We start from the raw sequence: 12,417 nt of genomic DNA on the forward strand, positions 1-12,417 counted from the left end.
GAGGCGTGCGCCAGGAAGTCCTCTATCGACTGCCGGGTAGGCGACCACCGGGTGCTCCATACCGGCGCCCACTCCAAGGGTATTCCGTGGCAGGAGGTGCAGGACCCGCTGCTCACCATCCCCAGAGGGATGCTGAGCATCACCCTGGAAGTGGCGTCACGCCACTGCTTCGAGGTGGAGTTCGAGGGTGCCCCAACGAGCATTGGGCTGGAACGGAGCAGACCGCGCTCTGGAAGGAGTAGCACCTTCCGTCGGATTGGCTGCTTGCGGTGTTCGCCGACTTCTAACCCAGCTTGCCTATGCCGCGCTGCACATCAGCCCGTCATCGAGGCCGGTTCAACGATCTTCCAGTAGGAGTCTTTTCGAACCACCTTCCCGTCACGGAACTCGTAAAAGTCGCAGCCACGCACCTCGATGGACTTGCCCGTTGCAGCCACGGTGCCTCGTAAGGTCCACTTCGACATGCCCGTGTCGGCCGCCACGTAGTGCTGGTCATCCGCATAGTGCACGTCAGGGATGCCGTCGAACCGCGATTGGAGCGCCGTTCGGACGGCAACGAAGCCTTTGTGGCGGCTACCCCATGGGTCTGGGCCGCGCGGCATCTCCAACACGCAGTCGTCGGCAAAGAAGGCCATCACGGCGTCCACGTCGTGGCTGTTGAAAGCGGCGAGGATGGCCTTCAAGAGGTCAATCGTCGGTATTGTCGTCGAAGCCATCCTCTCCTCCTCATCGCCTTCCAGCCCGATCATGCGTGGACGTGGGCAACAACGCCACCTTTGCGGCCTCGGTGGCTCCGGTAGCGACCGGCTTGCCGCGCGGCAAAATGTGGATGCCCGAGACCGTCCTGCGCATCTAGCCCATGGGCGCGCCGCCACCTCACCGCTTTGTTGCAGGCTTGGCCCAGAGATCGCGGGCATGCTGTCCGCGGGTCCGCCGCGGCCATCTGGACCGCTTCGGAAACGTTCACCTGTGGGGGTCGCACCGATGGCGGCCGATGGCATGCCGCCGCTGGAACGCCGACGCCTCCTCGCATTCGCGGGCCTGAGCGCCGTAGCCGCCTCTGTTCCCGCGCCTGCCGTGGCGCTGGAACTCGCCGACCCGCAGAAGCTCGTCATCGATAACCGCGAGCCGGGGGTCCGCATCATCGGCTCCCGCGGCGAGTTCGTCGCCGCCCGCGGCGCCTACTACGCGCCCCCGGTGCCCTTCCAGCAGTTGCCGCCCCACCTCATCAACGCCCTCGTTGCCAGCGAGGACCGCCGCTTCCGCGAGCACTTCGGCATCGACCCCCAGGCCCTCGCTAGGGCATTGCTCTCGACGCTGACCGGCCGGACCCAAGGCGGCAGCACCCTGACCCAGCAGACCCTCAAGGAGGTTTACCTCAAGCACACCAACGTGTTGGTGCGTAAAGCGCTGGCCGAGCCGGTGCTCGCCCCGCTCCTCGAACTCAACCTGGGCAAAGAGGACATTCTTTTCGTCTACCTCAACCGGGTCTACTTCGGGGGTGGCGCCTACGGGATTGAGGCGGCAGCGCGGGTCTACTTCGGCAAGGCCGCACGCGACCTCAGCGTCTTGGAGGCAGCGGTGCTCGTCTCTTTGCTGCCCGCGCCAAATCGCTTCAACCCGCACCGCAACCCCGACCTCGCGCGCGACCGGGGGGTGCGCGTCGTCGAGCAGATGGCCGAGCAGGGACTTCTGGCCCGCACCGAGGCCGATGCTGCGAAAGGGTATCGGCTCATCGTTGCGCCATCGCGCTCCGCCTGGGGTGGCTTCCATCCGGGCGGCACACAGGTAGGCTGGTTCGCCCGCTGGGCCGAGGCAGAGGCCGACGCGGTGTCGGGAGAGCGGTCGGGCACCCGCACGATCCTGACTACGCTCGACTACCGCATCCAGAAGGCCGCCGAGAGACATCTGGGTGCCGCACTGGATCGCTACGGTCAGCAGAGGAAGGTTGAGGAAGGGGCAGTCGTGGTCATGCGCCCGGACGGCGCGGTGGTCGCCATGGTGGGCGGGCGGGACTACCGGGCCAAGGAGTGGAACCACGCCATGCAGGCGCGGCGGCAACCCGGCTCGGTGGCCAAGCTATTTGTCTACCTCGCCGCGCTGGAACGCGGCCTGACCCCGCGGCAAAGGGTGAGCGACGATCGTCTCAGCGTCGGCGGGCGGCCGGTCCGAAACTTTGATGATCGCTACTTCGGTGAGGTCGCGCTAGACGCCGCCCTCGCTCGCTCGTCGAATACCGCGGCCGTGCGGCTGGCCTCTGGCCACCTGGGTGAGGTGCGAGACATCGCTCGGCGGCTTGGTATCAGGGCTGATCTGTCTGGCGAGGCAGGCGACCTCGCGCTCGGCACCTACGAAACCACGCTGCTCGACCTCACCGCGGCTTACGCGGCGCTGGCCAACCGGGGCATGCGGGTGACGCCTTATTGCGTCCGTGAGTTGCGGGGAAACGAAGGCCAGCGGGTGGAGGTCCGTGCCGAGCAACCTCGGGAGCCAGTCATCCGGCCGCAGCAGCTACAGCAGATGCGCCGAATGCTGGTGGGAGTGGTCCAGGGCGGGACCGGGCGGGCGGCGAACCCAGGTGTCTGGGCCGCAGGTAAGACAGGCACCACGAGCGAGCATCGGGATGCGTGGTTCATCGGCTTCACGGAGCGCTACGTCGCCGGGGTTTGGTTGGGCAACACCTCTGCTGCCACACCGATGGACGGCGTGACCGGCGGCGGGCTACCCGCCCAGATATGGCGTGCAGTGATAATGGAAGCGATCAGGGGGTAGGACCCATGCCGCGCGCATGCATGCTCCACGGTCCTGGCGCCTGGATCACTCAAAACCGTCGGCCTTGATCAGGACAGCGACGCCGCTAGGCGCTTGAGGGGAACGCGTTTCTGCTCTGCAAGCTAGCGGTCGGGCGGACCGAAAAGCAGAACTTCCTGACCCGGTGCTGGTGACTACGGAGGTCCGGCTTCGCCCGCAGGCGGTGACACAACTAGGACTGAGGTAGCCAGCGTTGCCGTCCGCCGCCGTCACCTCGGGGCTCGTTGCACCTAGCCAGCGTGCGGCCGACATCTCAGAGCATCCTGGCTATCCACCGAGACTGTCGGGCGCGGGAACCTGTTTAGTGCTCCTCACCTCCCCGGCCCCGTCGGCAGCTTCCGCATAGGCGTCAGTGACAACATGGCCGGTCGGTGGAGGCTCGACAGCACTCGCTTCTGCATCATCGGGCCGTAATCGCGGTGGCGATATCGGCCCACTAACCGCGCCCGACACGGGTGCGGTGGAGCGCTGGTAGGCGAGCAAGTCGAGCACGGGTGTCTTGTCGCGCCCAAGCGCTAGCCCGACGAGGTGGTGAGCTTGCCCGCGGTGGTGAGTCTGGTGATTGAACAGGTGGGCGAGCACGTGGTGGAGTGGCTGCGAATGCGGCGCGCCGCTGCTCGTGGCGTAGTTGAGGGATTCAGCGAGGCGCTTCTCGCTCAGCCCGTAGACGTACTCCACGAGCCTCCCGTCCTGCACCAGCCGTGCCGCATGGAGGTCGTCGAAGTCATGATGCAGCACCTCGTCCAGCCGCGTACCGCGCGGGCTCTCCCCGTCGAGACGGCTCATCCATAAGCGGTCTGTAACGAGGAGATGGTTGAGCGTCCCGAGCAGAGAGCCGAAGAAGGCGCCGCGGTCCTCGGCCAGTGCCTCAGGCGCGATCTGCCCGGCAGCGGCGTAGAGGCGGCCGTTGGCCCACTGATTGTAGTAGGCGAGCATACAGAAATGCTCCTGTCGCGGTCCCATGGCCGTCCTCTCGCTCATGCCTCCTAGGTTGTCGCCACGATATCACCGGGCTGAAATCATTCACCAGCCTTTACGAGGCGCGACCGCAAGATTGCAAAATGGATGGACCCGAAGCCGTTCAGACGGCAACCGGTCCTTGGACGTGCGCCTCCATCTACAATCTGCCTGATCGCCCTCCTTTGCGACGCGTACATGGCGGGCAGTCTCGATGACCCTATTCAAAAATGGGGAAGCCATGCGCAGTTAGGAGGCGGTGGGCGCCATCATGCGCAACTGGCTAGGCTCCATCGCCTTCGGAACCTCTCAGGTGGTGCCGGGCAAAACAGTGGCTTTAGCAGCGGGGAAGGGCATCAGATGATGTCCGCAGCCACAGCGCGCTCATGACGGGCCGAACCGGGACTGAGTTGCCGATGTTAAATGGGCGCATTGTTTCGGCTGCGCCGGGAGCTTAGCGCACTCCTCGCCTCTTACCGGGGCGACCCTGCCACCGTTGGCCTATCTATGCGTTTTCCTGCAATGCAGAATAAAATCCAGCGTGACAACGAATTGCGGGTCGAGGTCGTCGATCAAGCAGGGCAGCGGCTCCCGATCTCGCAGCACGGGATCGTTGTCCATGTTCTCAAAGGTCCGCAGCGAAAGCGCATGTTGGTCAACAGCGCGGGCGAGGTGACCAACCTCTCGCAGATTGGCCTCGCGGGTAGTGATGGCGAGCGAATGATCCTGACGCTGCGGCGTGAGGACAATGGCAATTTCACCGTTTTGGGCTATCGCCAACTCCTAGACAGCTAATAGTCCGCGGCGACTGATGGGCGACAACATCTAACACAGTTACGCAGGCGCGGCCCAGACAAGGTTCGGATCGAGGCAGCACAGCGATCGTCCAAGCGAGAACGGTAATTCGGTTTTCTGCTGCCATCCCATCGACCGCTCGGAGCGAGGCGCCAGCGGCTAGCTCGCCGGTTCACGTTGACCATTGCATGGATGGCAGCGCAGCGTTGCTAGGCTGGGACTAGTCAAGGACTTCTCCGCGCCGGGAGCGGCGAAGAATAGGGAGGTCGGCCGTGTACGTCGCGGTCCGGAAGTATGCCGAGAAAGCTGCCCTGATGGGCGGACTGGTGCCGCGAGTGAGCGATGGCTTCGTGCCGGTGCTCAGGCGTGCGGCGGGGTTCAAGGGCTACTGCGCCTTCCCCAGCGAGGACGGCCACGCTGTCTCGGTCACCATCTTCGCCGATCGCCCGTCCGCTATGCTTGCCGAAGATCGGCACCGCGAGTGGGTAGTGTCCAATTTGAGGGACCTGCTGCCCAACCCGCCGGAGGTCACTGGGGGCGAGACGCTGCTGCATGAGGTGTCGAAAATACAGCGCAACGGCGGCTCCGGCATGTTCGTCACGGTGCGCGTGTATGAAGGCGTAGGGCCTAGGGAGGAGGTGCTGCCCCTGGTGCGGGAGCATGTTTTCCTGACGATCACTGGTGCTCCTGGCTTTCGTGGCTACTACGCCTTCTTCGACGAGCAGGACGCCAGTCGCGCAGGCGCAGTCTCCCTGTTCGACACGCGACAGAACGCGATGCAGGCGAACGAACGGGTGGTATCCATCATGCGCGAGCGGCGGATCGCGCCGAACCCACCAACCGTCATGCTGGGCCAGACCGCTATCGTCGCAGCAGCCTAGGACTAGCCCGGCAGGCCATTCGACGGCTTACTCGTGTGGGGACAGCCGCGCGGTCCCCTCCTTCATATCGTCGTCTATGCTGCGCAGACCCACAAACGTTCCATGCGCCGGACCAACCCTTCCGCCTCGGCCAGTGACAGCGGCGTCCCCGCGGCGGCGGCGATCGGGATGACCTCACCCAGCACCCGCTCGGGCGAGGGTGTGCTGGGCGACAGCACCATGATGTGCCAGAAGCGAAGCGCGGCGAGGATGGTCTGGTGCTCACGCGCCGTGAGCAGTGCTTCCAGACTTTCGTCGAAAATGTCCATACACCTATTTAGGCCGCTCGTTAGCGCGTGCTGCGGCGCCTCGGCGATGACCCGACAGCGGACGCAGACATTGGGTTCAGCGCTGAGCGCGTCCATCACCGACATCATGGCCGTGAACCCATAGTAGCTGACGCTCACGGCGACGGAGATGACGACGTTCGGGAGATCAAGGACGGGTGGGGCAGGGATATACGTGATCGTTATGGGTTTTAACGGTAGTCCCCGCCTGTAGTTCGTAGGCAAAGTCGGCTGGTCGAGTGGGCACGGGATGGCGGAGCGCACTTCGCAACCCAACGCGGGGTTTCTCCACATCGAGATGGTCGTCGATCGGTGGCCGCTGGCATCGCAGCCACAGGCACTTATGACTCAGTAGAACAGGAGCGACATGTGGGCGAAAAACGCGAAAAGCCCCGCCGTTGATCCGGGGGCCACCCGGCGGCAGGGCTAATAGCTCCAAGCAGTTCCAGCAGTGCGGCGTCCTGAAAAAGACGCCACAATCTATTTAGCGCAGTTGTAGCCCAAGCTCGATATATTTGTTGAACATGAGATTATTGACTTCGAGACTCCGCTTCCCGCTAAATATCCCTGCCCTCGAATTACTGAGGGACCGAGACCTAGCCAGTCCCGGCACCGCTCTAGGATTTCAGCCTTGTATATGTCCAGCACTGGGCTCGCGCCCGATCCATGTCTGCTGCATGGGCAGACCACCACCCTCGACACCTCCATCGCCGTCTATCTCGCCAACGGGCTCTGCGGCTCGGGCAAGACCTACGCCTCCGCCGACCAGATCGCCGAGGGCATCCTGCACGGCGAGCGATACCTGATCGCCGGGCCGACCGTGCAGCAGAGCCACCAACACGCCAAGGCCATTCGCGCCGCGCTGCACCGGCTCAAGCCCGGCAGCATGGCCGCTCTGCTCGTCACGGAGGTCAACGCCGAGACCGAGCGCCGCGCCATCGACGAGCATCAGCCGAGCGTCGCGCAGGTCATCGCCGCCAAGGCCGCCGCCATGCCGAAGGGCAGGGGCCGGGCGCTCTGCATCACCCATGCGGCGCTGCTCAACATGCCCCGTCGATCCACGCCAAAGGGCTGGCACCTGCTGATCGACGAGGTGCCCGCCGCCGCCGTCCCGGCGGAGGTCGAACTACTGACCATCTACCTGCGTGTCCTGCGCTTTGTCCTCGATAACCGCGACAACCGACCCCGGCTGCGCGCCGACCTCGACCACCTCGCCGAGATCAAGCGGGATGCCGAGCAGCAGGTGCGCGATCTCGAAGGGCCGGGCCGCGAGGCCGCCGACCCGGACGGCAAGCTCCACCGCGAGATTGCCCGGCGGCGCAGTATCCGCGATACGGTCACCGACCTCTACTACAAGCTCAAGTCGGGCAATTGGCGGATCATTCCCCGGCGCGACACTCTCGAACCGGACGGGCCGCACCGCATGAGACTGCGGCTGCACGACACCGCCATGACCCGTCTCGTGCTGACTTCGATGATCGACTGGCAGGCCATGCTCGGCATTGGCGAGCCAAGGTGGCAAAGCGTGACCCTTATGGCCGCCAATATCGCGCAATCCTTCGCCGCCATTAGCCTGCGGCGGCAGGGCTTCACCCTGCTCGACCACCCCACCATCACGCCCCGGCTGCGCTATCAGGACGCCCATCCGAACGGCCACCTGCTGCGGGTCCTCTACCTGACCAGCAGGCCGATGTCGAAGCACCTGCGGGACAAGGTAGTCAAGGGCGAGCGCATGCGCGACACGATCATCAAGGCCATCGAGGCCCGCATGACCGGCCTCGACTATTGCTGGTCGGCCAATCTCGACATGCCTGACACCTGCCTGCGCGGCGCCCGCATGCCCTTCGTCAGCCATGGCCTCAATGCCTTCCAGACCTACCGCAACGTCGTCGTCCTCAACATCGCCAATTTGAATCCGCAGTGTATGCAGGCCATGACCGAACTCGATTTCACGCCCGAACAGGTGCGCAAGGCCATCATGGCGGAATCCGTCTATCAGGCGGTGTCTCGGTCGGCCCTGCGCGATCCCGCCAACACCGAGCCGGTCGTCGCCATCGTCCCCGATCTGGCCTGCGCCGAGTTCATCGCCGAGCGGTTCCCCGGCTGCACGATGTCGGCCCTCGGCGCAACCGAGCCGCCTGCCGCATCCAGCCGTGGCCGCCCGCGCCAGCACCTCGACGACGCCACCCGGAAGCGCGAGGCCCGCGAGGTCGAGCAGGCCCGGCTGAGCGCCAGCATCGAGGCATGGCGGTCGAAGCTCATGGTCGAGGTGTTGGGCGATCCGGCGTGGCAGTGCCAGTTCTACGCCAGCAAGACCGATGGCAAGGCCGCCATCGAGACCCGCTTCGACAGCTTCAACGATATCCGGGCCTTGCTCGACGAGTGGTTCGCCCTCGATCCGGCCTCGGACAAGGCCGAGAACAACCTCATCATGCAGGGGGAGCTTCGGTCCGATCCCGCCTCTCGGAACGCCTATGGCGGTCTGACGCATCGCGCCATGCCGAACATCGTGTCGAGGTCGAGTCTCTGGTTGGACATCGAGACGCAGGGTGGGGGGGCATCCGGACCGCCCATCTCACCGAGCGCGCTGCGTGCCCTACTGCCCGGCTGTGCCATGTCGATCTACACCTCGTTCAACCACGCGCCGACCGCCCTCGGCACTCGCTACCGCGTCGTCATCCCGCTCTCGCACCGCGTCGGTCCGAATGCCTACAGGGCCATCGGCCATCTGCTGCGCGGCCATATCGAGCAGGCGAGGTGGTTCCGGTTCAAAGCGGCGAAGGGCGCCTCGGCCTCAACGCGCTACCATGGCCTCGATCCGTCGAAGGACAACGCGACTTCGATCTTCTACCTGCCCTGCCGCCGTGCCGGGCATGAGGCCGACCACTGGATCGAGCACCACGAGGGCGAGCCGATGGATGTCGTCGAGTGGCTCGGCCGAGACATGTCGCGCATCATCCCCGACGACCAGATCATCCGCCCGCCCATGCCGAAGGGCAGCGAGACGAACACCATTGACCGCCTGCTCTCGGCCTCGGGCCGCGACGCCGCCATCAACCGCTATCTCGCCCTGCCGGGCGGCACGCAGGATTACGGCTTGAACCAGTTGGCTTGGTCCCTTGCCGGGATGGGCATCGGCATGGACGAGATCAGGGATGTGCTCGATGACTGCGCTCGCCAGTCGAACTCGCCGCAGGACAGGACTGCGCAGATGGGTCGCATCATGAAGCACCTCGCGCGTCGTCGCTGATCTCCATGACGGTCAAGCATGCAGGCGCAATGCGCCCGCATGCTGCGCCGGTTGCCTTCGCGGCGTCTGGCCGCTATCGCGTCCACGCCGCTCGGCAACACGTCGCTGCGCTCGTTCTGGCTCCCCTAGGGGGGGTGCTTGTCCGGTAATTACCTTATAGACCTCTTTAGGTATTAAACGGACAAGCACCCCGCTGCCTCTCTCCCCGTGCTCCATCTACGGGCACCGACATCGCATCTCGACCGAGACCCTGATGCGGAGGCTGATCGCACACGGCCAGCCTCCCGCGAGTGATCTCGTCGAGGTATAGCCCCCCGAAGGTCGGGGCGAGTTGTCGGAAGCTGGTCCGGTAGCGATCCTGGGTGGAGAGCTTGAGGGCGGGCATGTAATCGGACGCAAAGCGGTCCAGTGCCTCACGGTAGGTTTGGCGTGGCCGCCGACAACGGTCGAGACGGCGGTGTTCCTCCAACAACCGGGCGAGCATCTGCTGCGCGATAGTCACTGGGTAGAGTTACCGCAGTGAAGGCGACAAGCGGGGTCACACCCGCCTCGCGCCCAAGCTGGATTTCACCGATGCCAAAGTGGAGAAGTGCACGTGCGAGTGTTATGGCACTGAAACTGGGGGGGTGGATCAACCTCGCCACGATTGAGCGCTTCAAGGTGAACGTCCGCGGAAGGCGGACTCCACAGTGGCCGACAACGGCGCCCGCGCGGTGGGCCGCTGGCTAGTCGAGCGGGCGCAGAAATTCGACCAAACGGAGTTTGGTCCGCCGCCGTGCATGGCGGGCTGTGTATCGCAGCGGTCCATAGGCATCGTCATCTACGCTTGTCAAAGCAGCGTCCAGCCCATCAGTGAAGTGGGCGCCGAAAGAATAGAGATCATGAAGATGCGGTGGCATTCCACAATGCACAGTTAAATAAATATCCGGAAAATTGTCAATGGAACGATCTGGAATCCTATCTTTTGTTGCGTACTCTGAATTTGTATTTGTGATAAATTAGCAAAAATTTAGAATTGGGGTGAGTTTTTTTGTTGTCTTGCTTGGAGCGATTGGGGCAGAAGGCCGACCCGATTTTGATGCGAGTCCTGCCATGGATGTGGTCGCCTCCCAGGTCCTTACTCTTCCCACCCCGCCCCGCCGTGCGATCGACACGGACCCGGACGAATTCGATGCGGCCACGCGATTGATCATCGCCGAAGTCCGCGCAATGACCCGCACCCAGGCCAATGGCCCGGTCCCCGCCCTGCTCGTCGCCGCGGGCCGGGCTCTGTCCGAGATCGCTGAGGCGGCAATGTTCGAAAGGGATGAGGTCTGGACCGACACCGGGGACGACCCTGGCACGCTGGTCATCGACCTGTGCGAGGGCATGTGCTGGTCACTGATGGCGCTGTCCGGCGGCGTCCAGTCCTTGACGGAGATTGCGGAGCGGCTGGGTGGGGCGCCCGGCGATTGGATGTGTTTCAGTGGAGCGACCCTGGGGGCGCTCATCGCTCCGCGGCACCGCCCCGGTGCGCTGGTGCCGCAGCATCCCAGCCGCCACCCAATGTACAGCGAGCACTGAACCGCCTAAGTTTTATGCAGGGAGAATCAGTATGCGTTACACCGTGGTCCTGGGCTACAACCACATCGTCCACCACGTCGATCCGGATGAGTTTTTTTCCCGGACGGTGGAGGCGGGCAGCGTCGAGGAGGCGGTCGGCAGGGTCGCTGCCGAGTGCGTTGTTCAGAACGCCGCGGATTGCTCCGACGAGGGTGAGCCCTTGTCCAGGGATGATCTGCTCAGTGCCGGGGCACTGATCCCGGTCTATGTTCACGAGGGTGATCCTATCGACTGTCGGCCCGAAAACTGGGGCGATCGGCAGTCGATGGCGGTGATCGACCTAACGGTGCAGCGGGAGATCGCCCGGCGCTTGGCAGAGCACAACAAACGTGTGAGCGGTGACTAGGCAGAGAACAGCGTCTTCCGACCGGTTGTTCGCCACGTTCGGGCCGCCGCCCCTGGACCTTGCTTCTGACCGTGGGTCTGATCCTCCAAGGCGGCGTTCTCGGGGTAGTTCGTGTTCCCGACGACGACCTTGGGATGAGTTGCGGCGTCTTGGCGGCCAGCAGCCTATTTCGCACCCGGCCGCACCGCCCGCCGAGGTGCCCGAGTTCGAGCCGCTGGATTTCGACGATTAGGCTAAGGCCCGGTCACATGAGGACGGCCGGCAGGATGATCCTGCCGGCCTTTGTTGTTCCTCCGCGCGCACCTACCCGAATGCTAGGCGGCAGCCTTCCTGGGCAAGCCCTGTGTGAATGCGAGGCGGTGGGGTACCCGTTCGCGCCCAAGGTGCACCTGAAACTCAGCACCAGGGATGCGCGCGGATTCGACCGCGGCACACTCAGCGCCAAACCGGACCTGCGCTACGATCACGCGCAGCAACGCAGCCACGCGCCTCCGGGCGTCCATATCGCCGGCAAGGCAGCGTGGCGCCAGTTCCTCGGCCTCCCGATACAGACGATCCGGATCGCTGCTGCGAAGCTGATCCAGCTTGTGTGTCAGAACATTCCGGTCCATCTGCGCTTTGCCCAGGACGGCCTTGGCGTCCTTGAGAGTGGCCATGACGATGGCTTGCAGGTCGTCCGTGCTGGCTCGCAGGATCATTGCCTGGGCATTCTTGACGCATTTTTGGGCCTCAGCGATCTCGGCTTCCGCTTGGGTGAGAGTCGCAGCCGTGGCATGGGCCTCAGCCCTCGCTGAGGCGAAGTCCGAGGCACGGGAAAAAGCGGTGAGCCCCTGGTCGAGGAACGCTTCCTCAAGCCGCTGGACGCTGTAATGGGTCCTGTTGTTGCAAGCCCTGGCGCCAAATTTTTTCTTTTGCGAGCAGACCAACCGATCCTGCCGGCCTCGCAGGTTGCGCCCGACGAGGTATATGGGTGAGCCGCAATTGTCACACCGGCAAAGCCCCTGGAAGAGGTTGGCGAGGCTGCGGCTCGGCCGCCTGAGGGGACTTACAGGCTGTTTTGAAAGCCGCGTCTGGCGAACTTGGGCCTGAAAAGGTGACATAGGAGAAGCGTTCTGGGCGGCTTTCCTGGAAGGAGGCCGCCATGTGGACGCCCGAGACCCGCGCGCTGGTTGGAGATTACGGGTCCGGTCAGGCCCTGAGTGACGAGCAGTATGGCCTTCTCGAACCGCTCATCCCGGCTGCCAAGCCCGGAGGCCATCCGCGGACGACCGACATGCGGCGCCTGCTGGACGGGTTGTTCTACCTCGTGCGGACCGGCTGCCAATGGCGGCATCTGCCGCCCCCTCCGACATTCCCACCATGGCCGACTATCTAGATAGTCCGTTCGCAATCGACAAAAGGACTCTCGTTCGCCATCCGGTCCGGTGGGGATCACGTAGCGGATTTCGA

The 12,417-nt window shown here is 64.3% G+C and carries 10 protein-coding genes and 2 pseudogenes; 8 read left to right on the plus strand and 4 right to left on the minus strand.

Features of this window, described 5'->3' with window-relative positions; all coding sequences use genetic code 11:
• Positions 1–314: 314 nt before the first annotated feature.
• On the minus strand, positions 315–749 hold the full coding sequence (locus JMJ55_RS04590) for a nuclear transport factor 2 family protein (RefSeq protein ID WP_202824283.1): 435 nt from the start codon (positions 747–749) through the stop codon (positions 315–317).
• 235 nt (positions 750–984) lie between these two features.
• Between JMJ55_RS04590 and JMJ55_RS04595 the strand changes: the two genes are divergently transcribed.
• Entirely contained in the window at positions 985–2,772 is a 1,788-nt protein-coding gene (locus tag JMJ55_RS04595) for a transglycosylase domain-containing protein (RefSeq protein ID WP_202824284.1), read from the plus strand.
• A 306-nt stretch (positions 2,773–3,078) separates the two neighbouring features.
• Here JMJ55_RS04595 and JMJ55_RS04600 read toward each other — a convergent pair whose 3' ends face one another.
• Positions 3,079–3,747: a DinB family protein gene (locus JMJ55_RS04600; RefSeq protein ID WP_202824285.1), complete on the minus strand. Its 669-nt coding sequence runs from the start codon at positions 3,745–3,747 to the stop codon at positions 3,079–3,081.
• 543 nt (positions 3,748–4,290) lie between these two features.
• On the opposite strand from JMJ55_RS04600, the gene JMJ55_RS04605 reads away from it, so the two are divergent.
• Together JMJ55_RS04605 and JMJ55_RS04610 are read left to right on the plus strand one after the other, a co-directional pair.
• Positions 4,291–4,563, plus strand: a complete 273-nt coding sequence (locus tag JMJ55_RS04605) for a hypothetical protein (RefSeq protein ID WP_236033355.1) — start codon at positions 4,291–4,293, stop codon at positions 4,561–4,563.
• Positions 4,564–4,835: 272 nt separating this feature from the next.
• A complete protein-coding gene (locus tag JMJ55_RS04610; RefSeq protein ID WP_202824287.1) occupies positions 4,836–5,444 on the plus strand; it encodes a hypothetical protein in 609 nt (202 codons plus the stop codon).
• A 74-nt stretch (positions 5,445–5,518) separates the two neighbouring features.
• On the opposite strand, the gene JMJ55_RS04615 is transcribed toward JMJ55_RS04610, so the two are convergent.
• Positions 5,519–5,848 carry a hypothetical protein gene (locus JMJ55_RS04615; RefSeq protein WP_202824288.1) on the minus strand — a complete coding sequence of 110 codons (330 nt, stop codon included), beginning with the start codon at positions 5,846–5,848 and terminating at the stop codon, positions 5,519–5,521.
• A 553-nt stretch (positions 5,849–6,401) separates the two neighbouring features.
• On the opposite strand from JMJ55_RS04615, the gene JMJ55_RS04620 reads away from it, so the two are divergent.
• The 4 genes from JMJ55_RS04620 to JMJ55_RS30825 all read left to right on the plus strand — a co-directional run bounded on the left by JMJ55_RS04620 (position 6,402) and on the right by JMJ55_RS30825 (position 11,762).
• Positions 6,402–9,020 (plus strand): DEAD/DEAH box helicase family protein, encoded by a 2,619-nt coding sequence (locus JMJ55_RS04620; RefSeq protein WP_202824289.1) that lies wholly within the window; start codon positions 6,402–6,404, stop codon positions 9,018–9,020.
• Positions 9,021–10,112: 1,092 nt separating this feature from the next.
• Positions 10,113–10,583 carry a hypothetical protein gene (locus tag JMJ55_RS04625; RefSeq protein WP_202824290.1) on the plus strand — a complete coding sequence of 157 codons (471 nt, stop codon included), beginning with the start codon at positions 10,113–10,115 and terminating at the stop codon, positions 10,581–10,583.
• Between the two features lie 31 nt (positions 10,584–10,614).
• On the plus strand, positions 10,615–10,968 hold the full coding sequence (locus JMJ55_RS04630) for a hypothetical protein (protein WP_202824291.1): 354 nt from the start codon (positions 10,615–10,617) through the stop codon (positions 10,966–10,968).
• Between the two features lie 266 nt (positions 10,969–11,234).
• Positions 11,235–11,762 (plus strand): hypothetical protein, encoded by a 528-nt coding sequence (locus JMJ55_RS30825; protein ID WP_236033356.1) that lies wholly within the window; start codon positions 11,235–11,237, stop codon positions 11,760–11,762.
• Positions 11,763–11,813: 51 nt separating this feature from the next.
• On the opposite strand, the pseudogene JMJ55_RS32045 reads toward JMJ55_RS30825, so the two are convergent.
• A pseudogene (locus JMJ55_RS32045) lies at positions 11,814–12,068 on the minus strand (zinc ribbon domain-containing protein); the annotation flags it as partial.
• A gap of 41 nt (positions 12,069–12,109) precedes the next feature.
• On the opposite strand from JMJ55_RS32045, the pseudogene JMJ55_RS04640 reads away from it, so the two are divergent.
• Positions 12,110–12,340 (plus strand): annotated as a pseudogene (locus JMJ55_RS04640) (transposase); the annotation flags it as partial.
• Positions 12,341–12,417: the final 77 nt, after the last annotated feature.

The sequence above is a fragment of the Belnapia mucosa genome, assembly GCF_016775475.1.
Classification (GTDB): Bacteria; Pseudomonadota; Alphaproteobacteria; order Acetobacterales; family Acetobacteraceae; genus Belnapia; species Belnapia mucosa.

Coding starts and splice junctions, on each gene's coding strand:
- JMJ55_RS30825 (WP_236033356.1), top strand. CDS start 11,235: ATGATCCTGCCGGCCTTTGTTGTTCCTCCGCGCGCACCTACCCGAATG.
- JMJ55_RS04630 (WP_202824291.1), top strand. CDS start 10,615: ATGCGTTACACCGTGGTCCTGGGCTACAACCACATCGTCCACCACGTC.
- JMJ55_RS04590 (WP_202824283.1), bottom strand. CDS start 749: ATGATCGGGCTGGAAGGCGATGAGGAGGAGAGGATGGCTTCGACGACA.
- JMJ55_RS04625 (WP_202824290.1), top strand. CDS start 10,113: ATGGATGTGGTCGCCTCCCAGGTCCTTACTCTTCCCACCCCGCCCCGC.
- JMJ55_RS04600 (WP_202824285.1), bottom strand. CDS start 3,747: ATGCTCGCCTACTACAATCAGTGGGCCAACGGCCGCCTCTACGCCGCT.
- JMJ55_RS04615 (WP_202824288.1), bottom strand. CDS start 5,848: ATGGACGCGCTCAGCGCTGAACCCAATGTCTGCGTCCGCTGTCGGGTC.
- JMJ55_RS04595 (WP_202824284.1), top strand. CDS start 985: ATGGCGGCCGATGGCATGCCGCCGCTGGAACGCCGACGCCTCCTCGCA.
- JMJ55_RS04605 (WP_236033355.1), top strand. CDS start 4,291: ATGCAGAATAAAATCCAGCGTGACAACGAATTGCGGGTCGAGGTCGTC.